20 protein-coding genes are annotated in these 25,419 nt (G+C 69.8%); 10 read left to right on the plus strand and 10 right to left on the minus strand.

What is annotated here, in order from left to right:
- Positions 1 to 18 precede the first annotated feature (18 nt).
- The gene (locus ABD999_RS31975) at positions 19 to 693 is read left to right on the plus strand and encodes a polysaccharide deacetylase family protein (protein ID WP_219545155.1); all 675 of its coding nucleotides are present in this window, start codon (positions 19 to 21) and stop codon (positions 691 to 693) included.
- Here ABD999_RS31975 and ABD999_RS31980 read toward each other — a convergent pair.
- The 4 genes from ABD999_RS31980 to ABD999_RS31995 all read right to left on the minus strand — a co-directional run bounded on the left by ABD999_RS31980 (position 684) and on the right by ABD999_RS31995 (position 10,263).
- Entirely contained in the window at positions 684 to 1,610 is a 927-nt protein-coding gene (locus ABD999_RS31980) for a class I SAM-dependent methyltransferase (RefSeq protein WP_271274733.1), read from the minus strand. The two genes, ABD999_RS31975 and ABD999_RS31980, sit on opposite strands and share 10 nt — an antisense overlap.
- Positions 1,611 to 2,206: 596 nt before the next feature.
- Positions 2,207 to 6,115: a S8 family peptidase gene (locus tag ABD999_RS31985; RefSeq protein WP_271274732.1), complete on the minus strand. Its 3,909-nt coding sequence runs from the start codon at positions 6,113 to 6,115 to the stop codon at positions 2,207 to 2,209.
- A gap of 206 nt (positions 6,116 to 6,321) precedes the next feature.
- Positions 6,322 to 9,225 carry an ATP-binding protein gene (locus ABD999_RS31990; RefSeq protein ID WP_271274731.1) on the minus strand — a complete coding sequence of 968 codons (2,904 nt, stop codon included), beginning with the start codon at positions 9,223 to 9,225 and terminating at the stop codon, positions 6,322 to 6,324.
- 84 nt (positions 9,226 to 9,309) lie between these two features.
- On the minus strand, positions 9,310 to 10,263 hold the full coding sequence (locus ABD999_RS31995; protein WP_148036868.1) for a LysR family transcriptional regulator: 954 nt from the start codon (positions 10,261 to 10,263) through the stop codon (positions 9,310 to 9,312).
- Between the two features lie 114 nt (positions 10,264 to 10,377).
- On the opposite strand from ABD999_RS31995, the gene ABD999_RS32000 reads away from it, so the two are divergent.
- The 3 genes from ABD999_RS32000 (at position 10,378) to ABD999_RS32010 (ending at position 15,054) form a co-directional block, all read left to right on the plus strand.
- Positions 10,378 to 12,561 (plus strand): M9 family metallopeptidase, encoded by a 2,184-nt coding sequence (locus ABD999_RS32000; protein ID WP_271274730.1) that lies wholly within the window; start codon positions 10,378 to 10,380, stop codon positions 12,559 to 12,561.
- 149 nt (positions 12,562 to 12,710) lie between these two features.
- On the plus strand, positions 12,711 to 13,712 hold the full coding sequence (locus ABD999_RS32005; RefSeq protein ID WP_271274729.1) for a zinc-binding dehydrogenase: 1,002 nt from the start codon (positions 12,711 to 12,713) through the stop codon (positions 13,710 to 13,712).
- Positions 13,713 to 14,556: 844 nt separating this feature from the next.
- Entirely contained in the window at positions 14,557 to 15,054 is a 498-nt protein-coding gene (locus tag ABD999_RS32010) for a hypothetical protein (protein ID WP_271274728.1), read from the plus strand.
- A 91-nt stretch (positions 15,055 to 15,145) separates the two neighbouring features.
- Here the strand turns inward: ABD999_RS32010 and ABD999_RS32015 are convergent, their stop codons facing one another.
- Positions 15,146 to 15,982 carry a PhzF family phenazine biosynthesis protein gene (locus ABD999_RS32015; protein WP_271274727.1) on the minus strand — a complete coding sequence of 279 codons (837 nt, stop codon included), beginning with the start codon at positions 15,980 to 15,982 and terminating at the stop codon, positions 15,146 to 15,148.
- A 156-nt stretch (positions 15,983 to 16,138) separates the two neighbouring features.
- Between ABD999_RS32015 and ABD999_RS32020 the strand changes: the two genes are divergently transcribed.
- Positions 16,139 to 16,546, plus strand: coding sequence for an archease (locus ABD999_RS32020; RefSeq protein WP_271274726.1), 408 nt, complete (start codon positions 16,139 to 16,141; stop codon positions 16,544 to 16,546).
- Positions 16,547 to 16,555: 9 nt separating this feature from the next.
- Here ABD999_RS32020 and ABD999_RS32025 read toward each other — a convergent pair whose 3' ends face one another.
- Positions 16,556 to 17,008 (minus strand): ATP-binding protein, encoded by a 453-nt coding sequence (locus ABD999_RS32025; RefSeq protein WP_271274725.1) that lies wholly within the window; start codon positions 17,006 to 17,008, stop codon positions 16,556 to 16,558.
- Positions 17,005 to 17,298: a hypothetical protein gene (locus ABD999_RS32030; protein ID WP_271274724.1), complete on the minus strand. Its 294-nt coding sequence runs from the start codon at positions 17,296 to 17,298 to the stop codon at positions 17,005 to 17,007. The genes ABD999_RS32025 and ABD999_RS32030 overlap by 4 nt, the downstream gene beginning before the upstream one ends.
- Before the next feature lie 250 nt (positions 17,299 to 17,548).
- Between ABD999_RS32030 and ABD999_RS32035 the strand changes: the two genes are divergently transcribed.
- The 4 genes from ABD999_RS32035 (at position 17,549) to ABD999_RS32050 (ending at position 20,572) form a co-directional block, all read left to right on the plus strand.
- Entirely contained in the window at positions 17,549 to 18,406 is an 858-nt protein-coding gene (locus ABD999_RS32035) for a helix-turn-helix domain-containing protein (protein ID WP_271274723.1), read from the plus strand.
- 38 nt (positions 18,407 to 18,444) lie between these two features.
- The gene (locus ABD999_RS32040; protein ID WP_333485678.1) at positions 18,445 to 18,681 is read left to right on the plus strand and encodes a DUF397 domain-containing protein; all 237 of its coding nucleotides are present in this window, start codon (positions 18,445 to 18,447) and stop codon (positions 18,679 to 18,681) included.
- Between the two features lie 346 nt (positions 18,682 to 19,027).
- Positions 19,028 to 19,876 carry a hypothetical protein gene (locus ABD999_RS32045; RefSeq protein ID WP_271274721.1) on the plus strand — a complete coding sequence of 283 codons (849 nt, stop codon included), beginning with the start codon at positions 19,028 to 19,030 and terminating at the stop codon, positions 19,874 to 19,876.
- Between the two features lie 78 nt (positions 19,877 to 19,954).
- Positions 19,955 to 20,572, plus strand: coding sequence for a protein-L-isoaspartate(D-aspartate) O-methyltransferase (locus tag ABD999_RS32050; protein WP_271274720.1), 618 nt, complete (start codon positions 19,955 to 19,957; stop codon positions 20,570 to 20,572).
- Between the two features lie 15 nt (positions 20,573 to 20,587).
- On the opposite strand, the gene ABD999_RS32055 is transcribed toward ABD999_RS32050, so the two are convergent.
- The gene (locus ABD999_RS32055; protein WP_271274719.1) at positions 20,588 to 21,562 is read right to left on the minus strand and encodes a CapA family protein; all 975 of its coding nucleotides are present in this window, start codon (positions 21,560 to 21,562) and stop codon (positions 20,588 to 20,590) included.
- 124 nt (positions 21,563 to 21,686) lie between these two features.
- Here ABD999_RS32055 and ABD999_RS32060 point away from each other — a divergent pair, with 124 nt between their 5' ends.
- Positions 21,687 to 22,121, plus strand: coding sequence for a CBS domain-containing protein (locus ABD999_RS32060; RefSeq protein ID WP_271274718.1), 435 nt, complete (start codon positions 21,687 to 21,689; stop codon positions 22,119 to 22,121).
- A gap of 222 nt (positions 22,122 to 22,343) precedes the next feature.
- Here the strand turns inward: ABD999_RS32060 and guaA are convergent, their stop codons facing one another.
- Both guaA and ABD999_RS32070 read right to left on the minus strand, forming a co-directional pair.
- Positions 22,344 to 23,915 (minus strand): glutamine-hydrolyzing GMP synthase, encoded by a 1,572-nt coding sequence (guaA, locus tag ABD999_RS32065; RefSeq protein ID WP_378525324.1) that lies wholly within the window; start codon positions 23,913 to 23,915, stop codon positions 22,344 to 22,346.
- 9 nt (positions 23,916 to 23,924) lie between these two features.
- Positions 23,925 to 25,415, minus strand: a complete 1,491-nt coding sequence (locus ABD999_RS32070) for a DUF885 family protein (protein ID WP_271274716.1) — start codon at positions 25,413 to 25,415, stop codon at positions 23,925 to 23,927.
- Positions 25,416 to 25,419: the final 4 nt, after the last annotated feature.

The following is a 25,419-nucleotide window of genomic DNA, read 5'->3' on the forward strand; positions in this document are numbered from 1 at the left end:
GGCCGTAGGGTGTTGGCTGTGCTGATTCATGGCTTGCTCGCCGGGTCGCTGGCGCTGAGCGGCACCCCCGCCACCACCGCCCAGGCGAAGATCGACTGTGCCGAGGTCAAGTGTCTGGCGCTGACGTTCGACGACGGCCCGGGCAAGAGCACGGCGAAGCTCCTGCGCATCCTCAAGAAGGAACGCGCCAAGGCCACGTTCTTCCTGACGGGCAAGTACGTCGACCAGCGCCCCGCGCTGGCGAAGCGGACGCTCGCCGAAGGACACGCGATCGGCAACCACACCTACTCCCACTTCTCGCTGACGCCCCGGCTCGACGACGAGATCTTCGACGACATCAAGGCCGGCCAGCAGGCCATCAAGAAGGCCACGGGCCTGACGGCGACCATGTTCCGGCCGCCGTTCGGCCACACCGACGAGCGCGTGCTGCGCATCGCCGACGAGCTGGACCTCGCCGAGGTGAAGTGGACCGGCACGACCCACGACTGGGCGCTGAAGGACAAGAAGAAGATCAAGGCCAAGGTGCTCAGCCTGGCCAAGCGCGACGGCATCATCCTGATGCACGACACGGTGCCGCAGACCGTCCAGGCCATGCCGGAGGTCATCAGGGAGCTGAAGAAGCGGGGCTACCACCTGGTCACCGTGCCGCAGCTCTACAGCGGCAAGCTGCGGTCGGGCGTCAGCTACCCGTAGGCCGTCTTCTCCACCTCCAGAAAGACGATCTGCCCCAGGTTGTCGGTGAAGACGCGGATCTTTTCGACGTCCTTGTCCGGCAAGGTCTCGGCGAGCTTGAGCATCTGCGTCTCGGTTCGATACAGCAACCACCAATCCATGTACGCCTCCATGTAGGCGGCGCTGGTGCAGGTGGGCATCACGTTGGCGATCAGGAAGCGCCCACCGGGATCGAGCATGCGCAAGAGGCGCTCGCAGAGCCGTTGCGCCACCGGTTCGGCGAGGTAGTCATACAGACCGGTCGCGTAGACCAGGTCGAAGCCGGTCAGAACCACGTCGCCTCTGAGGATCTCCCGAACCGAGGCCGCCAGCGGGACGACTCCCCATGGCGCCAGTTCGCGTGAGACGACGGCCAGACTCTCCTTGTCCTGGTCCACGGCGAGGAACCGGCCCAGACTCCCCTGCCGGAGGGCGGGGCAGTATCTGGCTTCGCGCAGATGCCCGCAGGCCAGGGAGAGCACCGACGGCGCTGAGTCGCCGGCCGCACACCGGTTCAGGGTGTCGATGATCACGCGTCGGCGAGACCGGGCAGCCCGTGCTCCCTGCGAAAAGGTGGAGGTGTAATGGCAGATCTGCTTGCCCAGCAGGGAGCCGGTTTCCCATTCCGGCGGCGTCGACGAGTCCTCAGCCGCATACATGAAGTCGAGCAGCACCGCATCCCCCGCATAGCCACGTGGTTTGCTGAACGCGCGGAAGGTGAACAGATCTTGATGGAGAAGATGTACGAGGGGATGGCGGCGGCAGGCGTCGACCACCACTTCTTTCCAGAAGTCAGCAGCCACTTGCCCACGTATCGCGAACAGTTCGAGAAAGAGCACCTCCATCGTCTCTACGGCGGCTCCATGCGCCTGAAGTGTTGCCGCGGTCTGGTCGAGCACCGTCTCCAGATGGGCGAGAGATCGGCTTTCTGATGCGCCTGGATGAACCGGGCGTACCCGGAAGGCCCGTGAAAGGTGGCGCCGAGCGGAATATTGACGACCTCGCAGTCATCCGTGAGCACGGCGAGAGATTTCTCCAGCCAGTCCGGGTCGGACCGGTGAACGCCATAGAGGTCCAGCAGTATGCGATTCAGAGTCGTCGCGTCCGCCATCACCTTCCGCCATCCGCACTTGTACCTGGGGAAGCCGGTGTGCGTCCCATCACCGTCTCCCGCGGTTATGCGTGCGAAACCATTGAAGTCCTCGGTCCCGCAGACATCCAGGAATTCCACTCGGCCGCACCGGAATTCAGCGCGATCTTGGGCTCGCCGGAGTGAAGCGGAACGACCCGAGGGACCCAGGTCCGCAGCGACAGAGTTCGTGGCCGACCTAACGAGTGCCCTGAGCGCGCGCCCGGGGCCGGGCATTCCGGCTCGTCGAAGGCCGGTGACCTCTCTGTCTCGCCCTCGGCTTCGGCCGTGAACGTGCTGTTCCCCCACACCCGGCTCCTGCGGCCCCGCTGGATGCGGAGCCCGCAGGAGCGTCGGTTCACCCGGCTAGCGGAGGGTGAAGGCGCGCAGGGTGGTCTGGGTGACGCGGTTGCCCGCGGCGTCCCAGCCTTCGGCCCGCAGGCTCACCGCGCCCTTGGTGGCGGACAGGCGGGGATACTTGGCCGAGACGGTGTAGGCGCCGCCGCGGCCCCGGCGGACGTCGGCCGGAGCCCAGGTCACGCCGTCGTCAGTGCTGGTCCACAGCTTGAGACCGGCTACGGCGGACGTGCGGGCGGTCGTCGGCGAGTGGTAGACGTCAGCGTCGAAGGTGTGCCGCCTTCCCGCCGGCACGCTGTTGTCCAGCCCGATGCTGTCGCTCAGGTCGTAGGCGACGAACACGACCGCCTCCGGCCGGCACGGGTCCATGACGCCGGCCAGCGCGCCCAGGCAGTCGTAGCCGGGCAGCTTGGCCTCCTCGGTGACCGTCCGGGAGCGGAAGGTCCACTCCGCCGTCGTCCTGGCCTCGGCGTCGTCGAGGGTCAACCGGTAGTCGCCCGCCTCCTTGGGGAGGTTGAACGCGGGCAGCTGAGCGGCGATGCCGAGCGGGATCTCCGTGCCGCCCTTGTAGAGGCGCATGCCACCGATCACGGGCTGTCCGAGCTGGCCCTGCGCCCCGGTACGGGTGTAGAGAGGCCACAGGGCGTCCCCCTGCCGGCAGACCGAGCAGATCCCGACGCTCTGCCCGCTGCCGGCGGGGTCGATCGTCCGGTAGACGTCGTCCGGCACGACGGACGCGCTCGGGGTGAAGGGGCCGGCGTTCCAGTGGTGGGTGAGGCGGGCCGGCCTGCGGAAGACGTGCATGGCGCGGAGCAGGGACCACTGCTCGCTGCTCGTCTGGCGTACGACGACCGCCTCGGGGTCGATGGGGCCGACGTACTCGACGCGCGCGCCCGGGGCGGCGATCTGCGGAAGCACGGCCGGGATGGGCACGACGTCCGACTTCGCCACCGGCCACGACTCGCTCTGGTAGGCCGTGGGCGTCTCGGAGTGGTAGCGGGCGTCGATGGTCGCGAACTGCCGGCCGGTGAGCTCGTACGACAGCTTGGCGGGCACCCGGCCCCGCTCGGTGTGGTGCAGCCCGTAGGCGTAGGGCGAATGCGGCCTGCCGTGCACGTCGATGCTGACCGCGCCCTTGGCGAGCCGCTCCCGCAACGCGCGGGCCTCGGTGGGAGACACCGACACGTAGGGGATGCCGATCTCCGTCACGCCGTCATCGGGCTGGATCCACACCGGCTGGGGGATGAACGGCCCCAGGCCGCAGGAGTAGAGAGGCCCCGACGGCCACATCAGGATGCCGGCCGCCCCCGCGTCGCGGATGGCGTGGAAACGCTCCGGACGCCCGCCGCAGTTGCCTTCGTCGTCGAGCAGCGCCAGCTTGCCGCGCAGGTCGAGCCCCGCCAGCTTCTCCGGAGTGCCGATCCCGACGTCGACCAGCTTCGCGGTCAGCTTGCCGGTGAAGGGGACGTGCTTCACGCCGTAGTTCCTGACGATGTCGCCCACGTGGGGGAAGACCTCGGGGTGCAGGGCGAACCCGTCACGTCCGCGCACCTTCATGGTCACCTCGGGAGCCGCCTGCCCCACGCTGGTGGTCAGCGAGACCTTGCCCTTGGTGGTCTTCTTCGTGGGCGTCGCCCAGTGACGGACGAACGGGGCGGAGCTCGTCCCGTGGTACCAGATGCTGCCGTCCGCCAGCGTCTCCTGGACGTAGGTGTACCGCTGGGATTCCGGTGACGGGACGGACGGTTCCGGCGTGCCGAAGCGGATCTCGCGGGCGTCACGCGCGTCGAGGGTGATCTCGGCGTCCCCGGAGACCTCGAACTCCGGCGCCAGCAGCCAGGCGCTGTGCGTCAGGTACGTGGACGGGTCGACCCAGGCCAACGCCCCGGTGACGCTGTAGACGCTACGCGGCACCATGGCCGTGAAGACGCCGGGCGACTCCGCCCGGAGGCGGCGGCCGAGCGAGCCGCGGCCGCCCGTGACGTCCAGCATGCCGAGAACCGCCGGCGCCGCCGGTGCGCCCTCACGGTCGAGGACTCGGATGGTGAGTTGGACCTTCGGCGGCTCGCGGAGCAGGCCGACGGGGATGGTCAGCCGGGTGCCGCCGCCGTCGGTCGCGGTGACCGCACCCGTGTAGGCGCCCTCGGCGAGATCGGCCGCGTTCATCGTGACGGTGGCCGTGGCCGTCTGGCCGGCCGGGATCGTCAGCGTCGCGTCCACCGCCAGGATGCCCTCCGGGACCGCCTCGCCGGCGGTGTTCGCCAGGTCGGGGGTCAAGGTGAGGGTCACCGGCTGGTCCGACGCGTTGACGTACGAGATCTCCTTGCTGATCGGCGCGGTGCCCGCCTCGACGTGGCCGTAGTCGAGGTTCGGAGTGGTGGCGTGGATCCGCTGGGTGATCGCGGTGGCGAGGTCCAGCCGTCCGGATCCCAGCTCGTAGACGGTCCCGCCCACGTCCTCGGCGGTGCTCATCAGCGCGGTCTTGAGCTGGCCCGCCTCCCAGTCCGGGTGCCGCTGGGCGAGGATCGCCGCCGCGCCCGCGACGTGCGGCGTGGCCATCGACGTGCCGGACGCGGAGGTGTACGAGTCGCCGGTGGGTGTGCCCATGCTGGTCCCCGCAGCGCGGGCCGCGACGATGTCCGCGCCGGGGGCCGCGATGTCCGGCTTGAGCGCGCCGTCGGACCGCGGGCCGCGGCTGGAGAACGGGGCCAGTTTGTCGTCCCTGTCGGTGGCCGCGACGGTGAGCGCGGACCGGGCCACGCCCGGCGTGCCGACGCTCTCGGCCTCGCCGGAGTTGCCCGCGGCGACGACGAACAGCGTGCCGGTGCCGGCCGTGAGGGTGTCGAGCGCTTGGCTGATCGGGTCGGTGCCGTCGGTCGGATCGCCGCCCAGGCTCATGTTCACGACGTCGGCCCCGCTGGACGCGGCCCACTCCATGCCCTCGATGACGCCGCTCCACTCGCCGCTGCCGCCGTCGTCGAGCACCTTGCCGACGACCAGTTCCACGCCGGGCGCGACGCCCTTGTGCTTGCCGCCGGAGGCCGCCCCGGTGCCGGTGATGATGGAGGCGACATGGGTGCCGTGGCCGTGGCCGTCCTTCGCGGTCTCGGCTCCGGGGACGAACGACCGGGCCTCGGTGACCTTGCCGGCGAGGTCCGGGTGCGTGTCGTCGATCCCGGTGTCCAGGACGGCGACCTTGACGCCGGTGCCGTCGAAACCGGCGGCCCACGCCTGCGGCGCCCCGATCAGCGGCACACTCCAGTCGAGGTCGGCCTCGACCTTGCGGTCGAGCCACACCTTGGAGAGGCCCGCACTGAGGGTGCTCGCGACCCGTCCCTCGGGCGTACGGTCCAGCACGGCGGTCCAGAACGCGGCGGTACGGTCATGCGGCACGGCCAAGGCTGCGCCGTTGATGCTGTCGAGCGTGGCCGTCGGCGCGCTGGCCGGGAGCGCGTCGGCCGCGGCCCGGCGGTTCTCAGCGGCCTCGGGGTACTGCACGATCACCGGGGTGGAGGTGTCGTCCGCGTAGCCGTGCTCGGCCAGGTACTTCACGTCGAACAACGCGCGGTCGACGCGACCCGACTCGATCGCGGGCAGCACGTCGTCGGGGTAGACGTAGAAGGCGTCGGGCCCGCCCTGGCCGTGGAAGGAGGGCATGGCGCCGCCGGGCCTGGGCGCGGCCTCCGTCTGGAAGCGGTAGCGTCCGCCGCCCTCGTCGGTGAACGTGACCTTGTCACCGGTGATGAGGGTGATCTCGTGCTCGCCCGGCTCGACGCCGTCGAGGGTGACCGGCGCGGCCGGCTCCTTCTGCACCTTCTCGGCTGCGGCCGGCGGCACGTGCACAGCCGTCGTGGCCATGGCGAGCGCCGCGAGGGCCGCGACCGGCCATCGTCGGCGCACGCCTAGGGAAATCTTCATGGGGGTTCTCCTGGGGGGTGTCAGAGCGGTTCGTACTCTTCGCCGGCTTCTTCGCCGGTCTCGTCTTCGGGCGGCGCGTCCTCATCGTCCGGAGAGTCATCCCGAAGTTCGCTCGGAGAGGACTTCACGCTGTGAGCTTCGGTGAGTCCACAACCCTTGTCATGGGTTGGATGACCTAATAAATGACGGAAGACGGCAGGTCGCTGTCAGGACACGAGCCCGGACTCGACGGCGCCGACCGCGAGTGCCGTACGGGAGTTGACACCGAGCTTGCGCATGGCCGAGTTGACCTGTGCCGCGACCGTCCTCGGGGATCGCGACAGGACGGCGGCGATCTCCCTGTTGGTCTTGCCGGTGGCGAGCAGGCGGACGACCTCCAGCTCGCGGGGCGAGAGCTGGTCGCCGTAGCCCCGTCGCCCGCGCCCGCGCACCTCCACCTGGTGGACGCGGAGCAGACCGGCCAGCCGCTCCGCCGCCGCGCGGGCGTTCAGGCCGGTCAGCCCCTGGAGCACCTGCCGGGCGAGGGGAAGCGCCGTCTCGGCCTCACCGGCGGCCAGCAGGCAGGCGACCTGCCGCTCCTGGGCGAGCAGCGCGTCGTAGGGCCGGGGAAGCCGCTGCCAGGCGTCCGCCGCGCGACCGTACGCGGCCGCGGCCTGTCGCGGCTCGGCACGCGTTTCCGCGAGGATCGCGCGGCACAGCGCCAGACCGGCCCGAGGCGCCGGCGCGTCCCGCCCGCGCACCCAACCGGCGAACGCGGCGACGAGGTCGGCGGCCTCGTCCGGTCGTCCGGCGGCGACCAGCGCCGCGGCTCGGGCGGGGGCGAGGTCGGCCGCCCACAGCCAGGTGCCCTTGTCCGCGACCTGTCGCATGGGCTCGTCGGTCACCCGCAGGGCTTCCCCGGTCTCTCCGCGCGCGAGCAGAAGTCGGCACAGGGCAGCCGCCGGCTCGGCCAGGAGCTCCACGGCACCGTGGCGGCGGCAATCCGACAGCACGTGCTCGAACCGTTCCTCTGCCTTGGCGTCGCCCGCCGCCGCGCGCAGCAGCGCGGCCACCAGGACGGCCTCCAGCCTCGTCACCGGCTGCATCTCGTCGTGCTCCGCCAGGGCGGCGGCCCGCCCGGCCAGCCCCCGCCATCGGCCCTCGAACCAGTCGAGGTGAAGGCGCGTCACCCGGACGAGTTCTCTGATGCGACGGAACCGGTGACGTTCGGCCAGCCGCGCGGCCTGCGCCAGATAGCGGGCCGCATCGCTGTGGCGTCCCCAGCGCACCCCCGCGTCTCCCAGGTTCAGCAGACCTTTCCCGATGTGCCGGGACTCCTCCGCGTCGGCCGGCTCACCAGGTATCCGGGATGCCTCCGCCCACCCCTCCTCCTCCCCCATCAGCAGCAGCGCGCTGACGCGCTCGACGAGGAGGTTGAGGCGGTCGCTCGCCGGCACCGACTCGGCGGCCGCCGCCGCGCGGCGTAACCAGCGCAGATGCGTGGAGACCGGGGTGGACGGCCCGCGTGGCCAGCCGAGGTAGGTCATGATCAGCGCGGCGCTCAGGGAGCCGGGCGGCAGGTGCGCGACCGCCTTCTTCATCTCGGCCCGGCCGGCCTCGTACTGTTCCATGATCACGAGTACCCGGCCCAGCTGGTGCCGGGTCTCCGCAGCGTCCGCCGGGGGCATCGCGTCCCACTCCAGAGCGGACCGCAGGCTCCGGACCAGCCCGTGGAAGCGGTCGTCACCGGTGAACGAGGGGAACGGGATCTTGGCGACCAGCCGGGCGGCGTCCGCCGGGGGCGATTCGGGATGGGTGAGCAGGTCGTACAGCAGCGACGCGGCGTGGGCCTCGTCGGCGGTGGCCAGCGCGAGATCGGCGGCCCGCTCGGCGTAGCGCCTCCAGTTCGCCACGTCTCCGGCTTCGCGGGAATGCCGGGCGAGCTGGGACACGGGGAGCGGCGTCCGCGCGGCCAGCACGCGAGCGGCCCGCAGGTGCATCGCCCGGCGGTCCGGAGGGGGGATCGCCTCGTACACCGTCCTGGAGGCGAGCACGTGCCGGAACGACAGCGACCCGTCGTCCTCGCGCAACAGCCCGCACGCCAGCGCCTCGGCCAGACCGCCCGGAGCGGTGAAGCCGTCCCGAGCCGGCGCGTCCGGATGCCGGGCCGGGGCGGCGAGCAGGGCGCCGAGCGTGGCCTCGTCCGCCGGGGCGGACAGCACCGCCGCCGCCCGGAGGACGGACCGCGCGGCCGGGCTCAGCCGCGCGACCCGTTCGAGAACCGCGTCACGCACGGTCGGGGGCACGTCGATCCTCGCCAGCCTGCGCCGCGCCCACTCCCCGTTCCTGCGGGTCAGGTCCGCGCGCTCGTACAGCAGGCGCACGGACTCCTCGACGGCCAGCGGAACCCCGTCGGTGTGCCGGTGCAGCAACTGGACGAAGGCCGGAGAGACGGGCTCGTCGTCCAGCATCGACGACACGAGGGCGCCGGTACGCGCCACGTCCAGGGGCTCCAGCGTGAGCCGCAGCCCCGTCGCGGGCAGCCGGGACGACAGCCGCAGCAGCAACGAGGTCTGCGGCACGTCGTCCGGGCGGTAGGTCACGACCAGGCCGGTCCGCAACGGGTGCCGGGCGGCCAGGAACAGCAGGAACTCCAGCGTGGCCTCATCGGCCCAGTGGGCGTCCTCCACTGCCAGCACCGACACCCGCAGCCGGTCCAGCACCTCGTCGAGCGCGCGGAAGAGCAGGTGGCGGGCGGCGCGGGCGTCCTCGGGCGGCTCAGGCGCGGGCGGCAGCCCGTCCGCCCACTCGGGGAACAGCGGCCGCAGCGCCCCGGCGAGCGCGCTCAGCCCCAGCCCCGCGACGCTGCCGGCGGCCTGGCGGACCGCGTCGACGATCGGGCCCAGCGTGTACGGCTCGCGAAAGGGCGGGCAGAAGGCCACCAGGCCGCGGTCCAGGACTTCCCGCAGCAAACGGCTCTTGCCGACCCCGGCCTCTCCCTCGACGAGCACGATCGCCGGCTCCCCGGCCAGCGCCCGCCGGCACGCGGCGAGCTCGGACTCGCGGCCCACGAACGCGGGCACCGCCATCAGCCGCGGCGCACCGGCGCCGGGAGTCGCCGCACCAGCCACAGTCGGGTGCTCCCTACCGTGAAACGACAGGCTGGACCTGAGCTAGATCATCATAGTCGTCAGAGAGCACACGACGCCAGGTCCTCACAGCAGCGGATGGGCCTCCGGGTGAGCGTGCCACCAGGCGCTGAAGACCGGGTTGTCCTCGACGTGGTCGATGAAGGCGCGGGCCAGGCCGCGATAGACGGCGGCGGCCGCGTCGCGGCTGAGACGGTCCCGCCGCCACGCCACGACGAGCCTGGCGACCTGCGGCTCGCCCGCCAGAGGACGCACGACGGTGCCTTCGGCGGCGGGCCAGGTGGGGTCCACGAGCCGGACGCCGTGCCCGGCCGCGACCAGGGGGCGACCGGCGCCGCTGGGCGCGTCGTAGCGGACGTCGGGCTCGAACCCGGCGGCCCGGCAGGAGGCGCGCAGCGCGGCCAGCGACCCGTCCTCGGCGCCCGGCGGGCTGATCCAGCGCTCGCCCCGCAGGTGCGCGAGGTCGATCTCAGCCTGCCCCGCGAGCCGGTGGCCCGCCGACAGCGCCACGAAGATCGGATGGCGCGGGATCAGCGTGCGGGTGACCACGGGGGCGGTCATGGGCACGTCGAAGCCCTCGATCATGCCCATGAGCGCGGCGTCCAGCCGCCCGTGTGCCAGTCCCTCGGCGAGCAGCACGGCGGACGGCTCGATCCGCAGCGAGATGGGCCGGCCAGGGAGTTCCTCGGCGACCCGGTCCACGACGCCGGCCACGCACGCCAGGTGGATGCAGCCCAGCTGGAGCCCCGCGGTCTCGCCGGCGTCGCGCAGGTCGCCGAAGAGGGTGTCGAGCTCCGACAGGACGATCCTGGCGCGGGCGACGACCTGGCGGCCCAGCGGCGTCGGCTCGACGCCCGCGTGGCTGCGGACGAACAGCTCGCCCCCGACGATCGCCTCGACCTTCCTGAGCTGGTTGGTCATCGCGGGCTGGGACAGGCCGAGACGCGCCGCCGCCCGCGTCACACTGCCCGTGTCGGCGATCGCGCAGACCATCCGGAGGTGCCTGAGATCGAGGTCCATGTCCAGAAATTAGGGCATACGCAACTCTTATGCCCGGCTGTATGACCGCGGCTCGGCAACGGCTTCCACACTCAGGGCGGCCTCGCATCCATGCGTCACCCCCCGGAGGTTCTCGTGCGAAAGCTGTTAGTCCTGGCAGCCCTGCTGCTGCCCTTCGCGGCGCCCATGCCGGCGAGCGCGTCGGTCACGGCCGAACCGCCGCCGGCCGCGGCCACGACGACGACCATCGACGACCACGTACGGAAGGAATCCCTGGCCGTCGAGGACCGGGCGCCGCTGCCCGCGTCCAAGGAGGCGCTCCGCCGCGACTACGACGAGCCGGCCGCCAGGACCCTCAAGGCCGCCGCCTGCTCCGTGGGCGACTTCACCGGCCGCACCGGCGGCGCGCTGGTGCGGCAGATCAAGGCGTCCACCACCGAGTGCGTGAACACGCTCTTCTCCCTGACGGGCGCGGACGCGTACCACGCCTTCCGCGAAGCGCAGATGACCAGCGTCGCGTACGCCCTCAGGGACGACGGCGTGAACTACCCGGGCGACAACAGCGCCGGGACCGCCCAGCTCGTCCTCTACCTGCGGGCCGGCTACTACGTCCAGTGGTACAACCCGTCGGACGTCGGCGCGTACGGCCCGTCCCTGCGGACCGCCGTCATGGCCGGGCTGGACGCGTTCTTCGGCGCCCCGCGCGCCTTCACGGTGAGCGACGCCAACGGCGAGGTGCTGGCCGAGGCGGTCACGCTGATCGACAGCGCCCAACAGAACGACCGCTACCTGTGGGTGGTCAAGCGCCTGCTCGACGGCTACGACAGCACGTACGACGCCTCCTGGCCGATGCTGAACGCGGTCAACAACGTCTACACCGTGCTGTTCCGGGGCCACCAGCTGCCGGCGTTCGTCAGCGCCGTCCGGGCCGACCGCGGCGTGCTCGACACGCTGAACGCGTTCGCGACACGACACCTGTCACTCCTCGGCACGGACCGGTCGTACCTCGTCTCGAACGCGGGCCGCGAGCTGGGCCGCTTCCTCCAGCACGCCGACCTGCGGACGACCGTCCGGCCGCTGGCCAGGGACCTGCTCGGCCGCTCGTCGATCACCGGCGCCACCGCCCCCCTGTGGGTGGGCGTCGCCGAGATGGCCGACTTCTACGACCGCGCCAACTGCTCGTCCTACGGCACCTGCGACCTGCGGAACCGGCTGGCGGCCGAGGTGCTGCCGATCACGCAGGCCTGCGGTTCCGGCATCCGCATCCGCGCCCAGCACATGACGTCCGGGCAGCTGTCCGCCAGTTGCGCCAGCCTGGCCGGGCAGGACGCGTACTTCCACAACCTGGCGCGTGACAGCGGCCCGGTCGCGGACGACCGCAACACCACGCTGGAGGTGGTGGTGTACGACTCCAGCACCGACTACCGGACGTACGCGGGCGCCATGTTCGGCATCGACACGAACAACGGCGGCATGTACCTGGAAGGCGACCCGGCGGCGGCCGGCAACCAGCCGAGGTTCATCGCGTACGAGGCCGAATGGCTGCGTCCCGACTTCCAGATCTGGAACCTCAACCACGAGTACACCCACTACCTGGACGGCCGCTTCAACATGTACGGCGACTTCACCGCCGGGATCAGCACGCCGACCATCTGGTGGATCGAGGGCTTCGCCGAGTACGTGTCGTACGGGTATCGCAAGCTGACCTACGACGCCGCCGTCACCGAGGCGGCCAAGGGCACGTACGCCCTGTCCACGCTGTGGAACACCACGTACGCGCACGACTCCACCCGCGTCTACCGGTGGGGCTACCTGGCCGTCCGCTACCTGTACGAGCGGCACCCGGCCGACGTCCAGACCGTGCTGCGCGCGTACCGGACCGGGGCGTGGAACACCGCGCGGACCTTCCTGACCAGCACGATCGGCAGCCGGTACGACACGGACTGGCGCACCTGGCTGGGCTCGGTCGGCGGCGGCGGTAGTGGTGGCGCCGAGTGCACCGGCGCCGACCCGCGCGAGCTCGGCCAGAACTGCCGGCGCGGCGGCCTGTCGGCGACGACGGGCAACTACGCGTACCTCTACCTGTACGTGCCGGCGGGGACGGCGAGGCTGACCATCACCTCGTCGGGCGGCACCGGCGACGCCGACCTCTACTACAGCGGCACCTCCTGGGCCACCGCCTCGTCCTCCACGCAGCGGGCGACGGGCGCGGGCAACGCGCACACCCTGACCGTCACCAACCCGGCGGAGGGCTACCACTACGTGAGCCTGCACGCGGCTCAGTCGTTCACCGGAGCGACGGTGCTGACCGAGCACTGAGTCCGACGGCGACCGCAGCCGGCCGGAGTCTGTCCCGCCCGGCTGCGGTCGCTGGTTCCCGGCGCGGAGACTCACCTGTTGACCTCAACTTCGGTCGAGGTTGCAGGCTGTCAGGGACAGTGACTGGAAGACAGAGTGGAGCGAGTGGCATGCGAGTCGTCGAGGTGACCACGTTCGGAGACCCCGAGGTGCTGGTGGCGCGGGACGCGCCGGATCCGGTCGCCGGGCCCGGGCAGGTCCTGATCGAGGTGGTCGCCGTGGACGTGCTGTTCCTCGACACGCAGCTCAGGGCGGGCTGGGGACAGGGGTTCTTCCCGGTGGAGCCGCCGTACGTGCCGGGTGACGGAGTGGCGGGGACGGTCGTGGCCATCGGGGAGGGCGTGGACCCGGGATGGACCGGCCGGCGGGTCGTCGCCCGTACCGGGAAGCCCGTGCACGAGGGCAGCCCGATCCTCGCTCCGGTCGGCGGGTACGCCACCAAGGCGGTCGCCCGTACCGAGACCCTGGTGGAGATCCCGGACGCGCTCGGTCCGCACGAGGCGCTGGCGCTGCTGCACGACGGGCCGACCGGGATGGGGGTCGTGGACCGGGCCGGGATCCGGCCGGGCGACCCGGTGCTGGTCACGGCGGCGGGCGGGAGCCTCGGCGTCGTCATCACCCAGCTCGCGACCGCCGCCGGAGCACGGGTGATCGGGGCGGCGCGCGGGCACGCCAAGCTGGACCTGGCGCGCAAGGCCGGCGCCGAGGAGGCGGTGGACTACACCGAGGAGGGCTGGGCCGACCGGGTCCGCGACCTGACCGGCGGCGTCCAGGCGGTGTTCGACGGGGCGGGCGGCCCGCTCGGCCGCCAGGCGCTGGATGCGGCGGTGAGCGGCGCCCGGTTCTTCGCGTACGGCGCGGCGGGTGGCACGTTCGCCGACTTCACGGCCGAGGAGGCCGCCGCCCGCGGCGTGCGGTTGATCGGGATCACGGACGGCGCGCCGGAACCCGTCCGGGTACGGGAGCTGATCGAGCGATCGCTGGCCGAGGCCGCGGCGGGACGCCTTCGGCCGCACATCGGGCAGACGTTCCCGCTGGAGCGCGCGGCCGACGCGCACGCGGCCATCGCCGCCCGCACCGCCCTCGGCAAGACCCTCTTGACCTGCGTCTGACGCACCTTCACGGCGCCGGAGGAAAAGGAAAGCGGATCGCCGGTAAAGACACGCTTGTGGAACGGGCGCCGTCCGCGCGATTCATGTTTGAGCGTCGGGCCTTATTTTCGCGGCCAAGAAAATATGCCGTCCCGCGCCTTGACGTTCTTCCATTCCGGCGGGGCACGATGAGAAGGAGGCAACGAGCAACGGGGAGGCTCCATGCTCAAAGAAGCATGCGCCATCAGTGCCCTCGCGGCAGCCGCTCTAGTCCCTTCCGCCGCCGCGCAGGCGCAGAGCGCCGACAGCGCGACCTCGCTCAGGAACTGCGCGTCCACCAGCGCCGGCGCACCGTGCAAGTGGATGACCGAGAACAACAAGCGGTGCTATTACTGCAAGCAGTCGAAGAAGAAGGGCGGCGGCTGGAAGCGCCAGTACTGCCAGCACCAGGAACGGGAGTACTAGGAACTGCCTCCTCGGAGGAGGGTGCGGGACGCCTTCGCGGGCGTCCCGCACCGGCGCTCCGGCAGGAGCGTCGGAAGCACTCAAATGCCCGCAATTCACCCCAACCGATTCGCCATATTCCCATACGGCCATTCCACACCGTTGACAGGGCTTCTCGGCGGAACGACGATGCTGTTGCCACCCGTCCTCTTTGATCCGAGCCATCTATCGCTCGTTCGCCCCAGGGCGGTCACACGACAGGAGAACGCCGTGTCAGAGAATCCCTCCGAGAAGCATGGAACGTACCAAGAGTCAGAGGCGGTGGACCTCGCCTTCGGCGCATGGGTAGTGGCGCGGCAGGAACTGGAAGAGCAGCTCATCAAGGCAGCCCGCGGACATCCACGTACACCTGGACAATCTCGTGGGCCACTATCAGGGCCTGGCGGCCGACACGGAATATATGTCGTCGCAGCAACAGGTATTCGATGACTGGCTCACTTACATAACGACCCTATGGGACGAGTACGACAAGGCCGCCAAAGAACTTCGCAAGCACTCGGCCAAGTACACCACGACCCAGATCGACGAAGGCACACGCATCCACCAGAACCTCTCAGACCAGGCTTCCAGCTTGTCGAGGGTGCTCCTCGGGCTCAACCTCTTCTTCTGGAATGTCCGCAACTGGCACGACGCGATCAAGCTCGAATCAGCCCACGACAAGTTCCAGGCCCAGCAGTCGTCCGGCCCCAACACCACTCCCCTGTCGTCAGCCTGGTTGAAACCCAAAGGCCTGGACACCGTGCGGAACCGCAAGGTGGGGCAAGTGATCGTCAGCCACGAAGCGCAGGACCAGAGCACCGACGTCACGGATGACGACATCAAGACGGTTCGGGCGCTGGCCAAGCGCATGGAGAAGTAGTTCTCACGCCGCCGCGGCACGGTCCGGGAGTACGCACGAGCCGGCGCTGCCGCCAGAGGAAGACCTCGTCAAGCACTCCTCAAGGCGACGGTCACAGCGCCACCGCCGTCCCCGTGACCGAGATGCCGATCGCCGGATCCGCGGGTACCGACACCGTGATGGTGCTCGGGCGGCCCATGTCATGGCCCTGGTACACGGTCACGTTCGCGGGCAGCGCGAGGAGTTCCAGAGCACGCAGATAGCCACCGAGCGCCGCCGCGGCGGCACCGGTCGCCGGATCTTCCACCACACCTCCTGGAGGGAAGGGGTTCCTGGCGTGGAACACATCGACCCGCTCCCGCCACACGAGGTCGACCGTCGTCCAGCCGGCTTCGGCCATCAGCGCGGCCAGGGCTTCGAAATCGTAGGTCAGATCCGCGAGACGTTCACGAGTGGCGGCGGCGATGATCGGATGAGAAGCGCCGGCGTTGGCCACTCTGGGAGGCAGGCCGGAGTCCAGATCGGTTGACGACCAGCCCAGGATCGACAGGAGATCCTCAAGGAGCGCGTCATCCAGCGCTTCCACGCGTGGCGGAACGCTGACGAGGGTGGCGACGGTGTGTCCGGCCGCGTTCACCGAAGTCGTCACCTTGATCGGCCCGGCCTGCGTGTGCATGAGCAGGTCTCCGGGCCCGTGCGCGTCCGCGAAGGCCACTGCCGTCGCGATGGTGGCATGGCCGCAGAAGGGCACTTCCACCTTCGGGCTGAAGTATCGAACCGCGAGCGTCCGGTCGGTCCGTTCTGTCACGAAGGCGGTCTCCGAGTAGCCGACCTCCGCAGCGACGTCGAGCATCTTCTCAGGGCCGACCCCGCCGGCGTCGAGGACGACTCCAGCGGGGTTTCCTCCGTCAGCTCGTTCACTGAAGGCCACGTATCGCAGTAGGTCCATGGTGGAACGCTAGGACCAAAACGTGAGCGCGGCGACCTCGCGGGCGAAGCGGGCCCGGACACACCGGGGGAATCGGGATGAACTCTTGAAGGTCAGGGGATTCCCGGCGGCGCGGGCATCTGCTGAAGTGGCGTTATGAGCCGGGGTGGTCATCGCGTGGTGCCGCATCCCGCCGACGTCGCGGTGGAGGCTTGGGCGGACTCCAGGGAAGGCTGCCTGGCCGAGGCGATGCGGGGCCTGGTGGAGAGCTTCGCCGACATCAAGGGGGCGCGGCCCGACGACAGCGTGACCTTCGTGGTGACCGAGGAGAGCGACGAAGAGGTGCTCGTCGCGGTGTTGCAAGAGGTGATCTACCAGATCGAGATGTTCGGCCGCCTGGCCGTGGACATGTCGATCGACGAGCCGACCGAGTTTCCGGTGGAGCGGGTGGAGGCGCGGCTGGCCACGGTCCCGTTGGAGACGGTGGAGCGGATCGGCGCGATGCCGAAGGCGGTCGGCACGCACAACCTGCGGTTCGGCTGGGTGGACGGGATATGGCGGGCGCAGGCCGTGGTGGACGTCTAGGCGTCCGGCTCAGCCTGGTCGGCGTCGGGGCGATGAACCGAGGTCAGGCGTGTCGAGCACGTCCAGCGTGGACACCTCGGCCCACACCAGGTTCCACCGCCGCGGCACGGTCCGGGTTCCCCAACTGATCGCCGTCTGCTGAACCAGCCACAGCCCCCGGCCACCGCAGTCATCGTCATCCGACCGACGGGGAAGAGGAACGGTCGCCGCCCCCTCGTCGATCACCTCGACCCTGGCCGTCGCGGCGCTGATCTCGAAGACCTTCACCCTCACCAGCCCGCCCGGCCGCCCGGACCCGGTGTGCAGCACGGCGTTCCCCACCAGTTCGCTCGCGACGAGCCGGGCGCCGTCCACCTCGCGATGCCCCGCCACCGTCAGGGCATCTGCCACCCAGCAGCGAACCAGGCAGACCCAGGCCGCGCTCCCCGGAACCGTCAGGTCCACCAGTGCACGCTCCCTCACTGCGCCACCTCCCACACCCGCTCGCACGCGGCCTCGTCCCGCGCGTCCACGCACCGGTCCCGGCCTCGCCCCCACGAGAACACCCACCTTTCGCCCTGAAGAGAGGCCCGTACGAGCAACGGCCCCGACACCCGCTGGACCGCGACGCACGGCTCATCGCGCCTCGGCAACTGCACCGAAACGGCCAGGCCGCGCTTCGACAGACCCCAGGCCAGTCGCGTCAGGTGGTGGAACTGCTCGTGCTCCCGGGTCGCCGTCGGCTGCGTGGCTCGGGTTCGCTTGCGTCGCATCGATCCAACCGCCCTTCATGTGCGGCACCGATCCAGCAGGTCGGGGGTACTGACACACGTTGTACGTCGTGCTGATCCACAACAACCGTGCCCTCGCTACGAAGGAAGCCGGGCGGAGAAACCTGGCCCTGTTCAAGCATTGCCCCTCGCAGAGTGTGCCTTGATGACTACTCTAAGTGCAAGATAGTTGGCAGGATGCACGCCGATCAGTTTTGCCCCCAAGATCGATAACGTTTCTCCCGGAGACGAGATGACAGCTCAGCGCAGCCCATCAGCACGACAGCGCCGCCTGGCCGCGGTATTGCGCGGCTTGCGCAAGGAGAAGGGGATGTCCCGCGAGACGGTCGCGGAGCTGATGGGGTGTTCGGCACCAACCATCACCCGCATCGAGGCAGCGACGGTGGGAGCGCGGATCGCTGATGTCACCATGCTGCTGGAGATCTACGAGGTGCCGGCGCACACAAGGGAAGTGCTTCTCCAACTCGCCCGCGATGCGCGGAAACGCGGCTGGTGGGACAAGCTGTCCGACACGATCCCGGAATACTTCCAGAGCTACGTGGGCCTCGAAGAGGACGCGTCATCCATCACCGGTTACGAGACCGAGTACGTACCCGGCCTCTTCCAGACGGAGGAGTACGCGCGCGCGATCATGAGCGCGGAACCGGCCCTGCCTTCTGAGGAGGAGTTGGCCCTCAGCCTCGCGATCCGGATGAAGCGTCAAGAGGTACTCAAGTCCGCATACCCACCCGAGATGTGGATGGTGCTGAACGAGGCGGTCATTCGGCGCGCGGTGGGCGAGGAAGGACTCATGCATCGTCAACTGCGCCACCTGCACGAACTGTCGTCGCAGAACTCCATCAACATCCAGGTGCTGCCCTTCTCCAGCGGAGCTCATCCCGCAATGAACGGGGGCTTCAGCATCCTGAAGTTTCCAAAACTCTCAGATCCAGACGTTGTGTACCTTGAGTATTGGAGGGGGAGTATCTACCTGGAAGAGCCTCACGACGTAAACGCCTACAATCGACTATTCGATCACCTTCGCGCACGGGCGCTCGGGCCAGATCAGACCCGACGTCTGATCGAGCAAGTGACTGGAGGGACGAGATGAGCCACCAGCGGGACACTGGGCCAGAGCGACCTTCCCCTTTGACCTGGCGAAAGTCCACGTTCTCGAACGGCACGGGCGGAAACTGTGTCGAAGTAGCGCTGTTAGACGACGATGACACCAAGGCGCTCGAAGCCGATCACAAAGCCGGCCACGGCCCCCTCGTCGCACTGCGCGACTCCAAAGACCCTGATGGACCCAGGCTGTACTTCACCCGCAGCGAGTTCGCCGCGTTTCGACATGGGATTATCGCAGGGGAGTTCGACGACCTCGTTTGAGAGATCACTCCTGCAGAGGACGGCACACCCCGTCGGACGACCAAGCCGAGACCCGCGAACACCTCTCGTCCGAACGTCGCAGCGACCCCTACACCTGAAGGGGGGCATGATGACTGCATCTCCCGAGCTGAACGCCGCGTGGCGTAAAAGCAGCCTGAGCGGAAGCGGGTCTGATAGGCGAGCCGTCCTTTACGGCCATCCACCTACTCAGGTTCAAGGTCCAGACCTTCTAGCCTTCCACCTATAAGGTCTCTCTTTCGCAACTCGCGTCGGAAGCTGTCAACGCCTCTCTTTCTTCGAACGTCACCCTTGCACTTGTTGCTGCTCCCTGGAGACTGTCGTGGCTATGAGAGACGGTGGCAACTCACGCAGATGGCTGTTGGTACTCGCCTCGCTGACCAGCCTGGTGATGGGAGTCGTCGCCGTTCTCATCGGCCTGGAGGCGATGAGCTGGGTCGCCTCGGGTGTAGCCGCGGTGTTCGGCGTAATCACTGCATCCAATGAGATCGCCCGCGCCGGCGGGGATGGCCCTTCGGACGCCCGCACTGGAGGAGAAAGCTCCCCGAACAGGCCCCGCCGCCTGACAGGCCAGGCGTGGGCGGCCGTACTCGTAGGTGCGATGGCCGTGGTCTTCGGCGCGGCTGTTGCCTTCAGGCTCATCGTCAATCCGGTCGGATCGGAAACCCTCACCTGCCCGAAGCCTTCAGACCCGATTACCCAGGCCAAGGTGACGTCGGCCTCGACAGCCGCCTATCCCGACCTGAAGATCGAGTCGTTCGTTTACAACGTCACCTATAACGGCACGGACTTCATGCACCTGGAGGCAACCGGGCGGATCACCGGCAAAGTGCCGGAGGATCAGTTGTTGTATCCCTTCGGGTCCGCGGATCCCAAGACTCGCGACGCCTACGGCAATGCCGGCGTCGAAGGCCTGTTCTGGGGCAAGGACGAACTGATCGTGCCCGATCAGAACGGGTGCTGGTCCAAACCGCAACGCAGGTTCGGCGGCTATGCCGGCGCCCGGGGCCTTACGTTCTACTACCACCTGGGGCTCGTCCCGCACTCCCAGATCTCGTGTCTGGACAAGGTCCTCTCGACCAAGGACGCCGAGGACAATGGTGTGGAGGCTGCGGACCTGACCAGGTGCGGCGTCACTTTGCTCGGTTACGCCCACATCCCGACCGATCCCGTGTGAGCCAGGCGGGCCCATGCTCGTGAGCTGTTAGCGGCTCATGGGCCGGGGTAGCCGCGAGGCAGGGAGGAGGGCTCGGCGATGCGCACGCTGGTGGAGGTCGTTCGGGAGAAGGGGATGACGGATCCCCGCCTGCTGGCCGCCTTCGCCGACACGCCGCGCCAGCGGTTCGTGCCGCTGCGCTCCGCCGCGCGCGCCCAGTTCGACGAGCCGATCCCGATCGGTCACGGGCAGCCGACCTCGCAGCCGTCCCTGGTCGCCCAGATGATCGACGCGTTGGGGCTCGCGGGCACGGAGACCGTCCTGGAGATCGGCAGCGGGTACGGCTACCAGACCGCCCTGCTGGCCCGACTGGCCAGGTGGGTCTATTCGCTGGAACGCCATGCCGACCTGGCTGAACACGCCCGGGCCAACCTGGCCGCGGCCGGTGTGACCAACGTCGAGGTGCTGGTCGGCGACGGCACCGCCGGCCTGCCCGCTCACGCGCCCTTCGACGCCGTCATCGTGTCGGCCGCCGCTCCGACGGTGCCCGCGCCACTGGTCTCGCAACTGGCCGAGGGCGGGCGGCTGGTCATGCCGATCACGGGCGAAGCGGCCGACATCGTCACGCTGTACACCAAGCGGCAGGGTCAGTTGGCGTGGCTGCGCCTCCTGACGCCTGCCCGGTTCGTCCCCCTCATCGGCGAACACACGCGGTAAGCGATCATGCGCTCGTCATCCTCTCCGCAGGTCCACGATGAGCAGGTCGTCCTCCCAGACCGCCGCCGTGCCGAGCGCCTCGCACGCGCTGATGAAACGCCGGGCGAGCCAGGAGCGTTCCGCGCCCTCGGCCAGGACGGTGCGGCAGTAGTCGAGTTTGAGCGGCACGGCGCGCAGCCGTACCGGACCGAGCTCGTCGACGGTCACCAGGAACAGCAGCGACAGGTCGTTGCGCAGATCCGGGTCCACCGCGTAGTCGTCGATGAAGTCGCCCATGTCGTACAGGACCGGCGGCGCCACGCCGTGCGGGACGTGCGCGGAGTGGCCGGCGATCAGCGTCGCCCCGGCGTCGGTGAGGATCCTGGCCGCGCCGAGGATGTACGGCAGCGGCCCGGTCGTCATGTTGGGACCCCAGTGGGGCATGACCAGCACGGCGTCCGTTTCCGTACGCATCCTCGTCACCGTGTCCGTCAGCCAGCCGGGGACGCCGGAGCGCAGGTCGGCGTAGGCGACGCCGGGCCGGTCGGGGGCGGCCGCGTAGTCGTCCGGGTGGTCGGTCACGGAGATGACGGCGATGCGCAGCCCCCGTGTGGCGAGAATGACCGGCTCGCGCGCCTGGTCCAGGGTGGCGCCCGCACCCGCCGCGCGGATCTCCACGCGTTCGAGATGGGCACGGGTGTCGAGCAGCGCGTCGTAGCCGTAGTCCAGCGCGTGGTTGTTGGCCAGCGTGACGCAGCTGACGCCGAGCTCGGCGAGCAGATCGACGGCCTGCGGCGGGGCGCGGAAATGGAAGACCTTGCCCGGCGCGAACATCGAGTCGCCGCGACTGGAGACGCAGCACTCCAGGTTGAGCAGGATGGCGTCGGCCTCGGACAGGTACTCGCGGACGCCGTCCGAGACGAACGCGTCCGGGGCGTTGTAATCGGCCAGCAGGTCCCCGACGCCACGACCGAGCATCGTGTCGCCCGCCAGCGCGAGCGTGACAACCACGAGGTTCCCCTGCCCTCGACGACGTGCTCAAACGCCCGGAAAACACCGCCGCCACCTGCAATGATCCGCTATCTGGGGGTAGGCGTCAGGTGGAAGCGTAAGCGACCTTCTCGGGGAGGCAGCGATGAGCACACCGGGAATCGGCAAGAAGGTCCAGGACGTGATGCACCAAGGGGCCGAGTGCATCGGAGAGCAAGACAGCCTGCGCAGGGCCACGCAGATGATGCGTGACCTGTCGGTCGGCGCGCTGCCGATCTGCGGGGACGACGACCGGCTCAAGGGCATCATCACCGACCGGGACATCGTGATCAAGTGCTGTGCCGAGGGCAAGGACCTCGACAGCACCACGGCAAGCGAACTCGCCCACGGCCTGGTGTGGGTGGAGGCCGACAGCAGCGTCGAAGAGGCGCTGGAGAAGATGGAGCAGCACCAGATCAGGCGGCTGCCCGTGATCGAGGACAAGCGGATCGTGGGCATGGTCAGCGAGGCCGACCTGGCCAAGGAACTCCCCGACAACAAGCTCGCGGAGTTCGTCCACCGGGTCTACGCGTCCTCCTGATCCAGCCGGGCGCGGGGGCCGTTCACGCGGCCCCCGGCGCCTCATTCACCGGAGAGCTCGCGATCGCCCTGGTGGAAGGTCGGCCGGATTGCGCAGCCTAACCAACCTAAGAGCAAATTGTAGTTGCAAGGCGATCTTGACCGTGAAACTACAATCTCATCTTCATTTGAGCAGCGAGCGCCCGTCGCGGGTTGACCGATGGCGGCCGTCGGAGGTGACCCGTCACTCCCACTCGATGGTGCCCGGGGGCTTGCTGGTGACGTCCAGCACCACCCGGTTGACCTCGCGCACCTCGTTCGTGATCCGCGTGGAGATCCGCGACAGCACGTCATAAGGCACCCGCGACCAGTCGGCCGTCATCGCGTCCTCGGACGTCACCGGCCGCAGCACCACCGGATGCCCGTACGTACGACCATCCCCCTGCACCCCCACAGAGCGCACGTCGGCGAGCAGCACCACCGGGCACTGCCAGATCTCCCGGTCGAGCCCCGCCCGCGACAGCTCCTCACGAGCGATCGCATCGGCTTCGCGCAGCAGGTCGAGACGCTCGCGCGTGACCTCGCCCACGATCCGGATCCCGAGACCCGGCCCCGGGAACGGCTGGCGCCACACCATCGCCGACGGCAGCCCGAGCTCCTCGCCGGCCCGCCGCACCTCGTCCTTGAAGAGGGTGCGCAGCGGCTCCACCAGCTTGAACTGCAGGTCCTCAGGCAGCCCGCCCACGTTGTGGTGGGACTTGATGTTGGCCGTGCCCGTGCCCCCGCCGGACTCCACCACGTCCGGATAGAGCGTCCCCTGCACCAGGAAGTCCACCGGGCCGTCGGCCATGATGGCGCGCTGCTCGTCCTCGAAGACCCGGATGAACTCCCGGCCGATGATCTTGCGCTTCTCCTCAGGGTCGGAGACCCCTTCGAGAGCCTTCAGGAAACGGTCCGAGGCGTCGACCACCCGCAACCGCACCCCGGTGGCGGCCACGAAGTCGCGCTCGACCTGCTCCGCCTCCCCCTTGCGCAGCAGCCCGTGGTCGACGAAGACGCAGGTGAGCCGGTCGCCGATGGCGCGCTGGACGATGGCGGCGGCCACCGCGGAGTCGACGCCGCCGGACAGGGCGCAGATGGCGCGGCCGTCGCCGACCTGGCGGCGGACCGCCTCGACGGACTCCTCGACGATGTTGAGCATGGTCCAGCTGGGGCGGCAGCCGGCCGCTTCCAGGAAGTGCTTGAGCACCTGCTGGCCGTGCTCGCTGTGGAGGACCTCGGGGTGGAACTGCACGCCGTAGAGGCCGCGGCCGGGGTGCTCGAAGGCGGCGACCGGGGTCTCGCGGGTCGAGGCGGTCACCAGGAAGCCCTCGGGGGCGGCGGCGACGCTGTCGCCGTGGGACATCCAGACCTTCTGGGCCGACGGGAGACCCGCGAAGATCACGCCCTCGTCGAGGACCTCCAGGGAGGTGCCGCCGTACTCGGCGACGCCCGTGCGGGCCACCTCGCCGCCCAGCGCCCTCGCCATCGCCTGGAAGCCGTAGCAGATGCCGAACGTGGGCACCCCGGTCTCGAAGAGGCCGTGGGGCACGTCGGGGGCGTTGTCGGCGTAGACGGACGAGGGACCGCCGGACAGGATGATCGCCTTGGGGTTCTTCGCCATCATCTCCTCGACCGTCATGGTCGACGGGACGATCTCGGAGTAGACGTGGCACTCGCGCACCCGCCTGGCGATGAGCTGCGCGTACTGCGCGCCGAAGTCGACCACCAGGACCGTGTCGAACTCAGACACCGAAGGAACCCCCCAAAGGCGAATGCGGTGCACTCAGTCTATCGACAGCAGACCGAGCGGCGGCGACCCGAGGTCGAGCAGGGCCTTGTGGAAGCGCTGGAGGGTGAAGCCCGCGCCCCACGCCTGCCTGGCCTGCTCGCGCAGATCCATGATGATCAGCTTGCCCCAGGTGTAGCGGCCGTACGTGGGATCGAAGGTGGCCCGCCTGGCCTCGGCCATCGCGGCGGGGCCCGCCAGGTGGGTGTGGGAGGCGAAGCGGGCGGCCGCGTCCTCGACGGTCATCGCGCCGGTGTGCACGCCGATCGCGCAGGCCAGCCGGGTGACGCGGATGAGCGCCTCCACCCAGACGCCGATCTCGAAGCGCGGGTCGCCCGCCTCGAACCCCTCCTCGACGCAGAGCTCCTCGGCGTAGTGCGCCCAGCCCTCGGCGAACGAGAACGACTGCAGCAGCCGCCGCACGTCCGACGGCGCCCGGCGCAGGGCCAGGCCGTGGGAGAAGTGGCCGGGCGCGACCTCGTGCACGTTGATGGCGGGCAGCGTGGTCTCGCTGAAGACCTCCAGCCACTCGTCGACGTCCTGTTTCGGCCAGGACGGGTCGGGCGGGGTGATGTGGTACCAGGACGGGCCTTCGGGTTCGCCGGGGGCGTTCCACGACATCATCGCCATCGCCCAGCGGCGTGACTCGGGGGCGAGGCCGACCAGGCACGTGCCGTCGTGGTAGGGCACCAGGTCCTTCTCGCGGGTGAACGCGATGGCCTTCTCGGTGCCGATCCTGGCCGCCTCGATCACGCCGTCGGCGTCGGGGTGCTGCTTGACCAGCTCGCGGACCACGTCCAGCGGCGGCCTGCCGCCCTGGCCGAGCCGGTCGCAGGCGTCGGCGAGGCGGGCCGTCAGGCGGTCGCGCTCGGCGTCGGCGCGCTCGGCCAGCCTGCCCAGGTCGACGTCCAGGCCCTCGACGGTGCCCATGAGCCGGGCCAGGGCGTCCGCGCCGAGCGCGGCGTCCGGGTCGCCGGTCTCCGCCGCCCGCTCGACGTGGGCGACCAGGCGGGCGTGCGCCTCCAGAGCGGCCTGGTCGGTGACGCCTGCGGCCAGGCCCTTGACCGCGCCGAGCAGGGACTGCGCCACGGGGGCGCTGACCTGGTCGAGCGAGGCGGTCGCGTGCCGTACCGCTTCCGGCCAGAGCGCCAGGTGGGCGGCCTTGGCGGCGGCGCGCTGCTCCTCGGGGCCGTAGTCGCGGTCGTAGCAGGCGAGGTCCAGGTTGGACAGGTGGAGCAGCGGGTTCTTGCGGTGCAGCGCGAGCTCGCCGAGCTCGAAACGCAGGCCCTCCTCGAAGACCTGGAGGTGGCGGGCGTCGTGGGGGTCTTCCGGCAGGTCGCCGTCGCCGAGCCGGGTCAGGCCGGCGCGCACGCCCTCGGGAGACAGGTCCTGGATGGCGCCGTCGTACTCGTGCCGTCCGCCTGACTCGCGTGCTTCCGGGACCATCAGGTCGGTGATGGCCCGCAATCTGGGCTGAAGTTCCGTCATGCCG

This window comes from Nonomuraea ferruginea, from assembly GCF_039540635.1.
Classification (GTDB): Bacteria; Actinomycetota; Actinomycetes; order Streptosporangiales; family Streptosporangiaceae; genus Nonomuraea; species Nonomuraea ferruginea.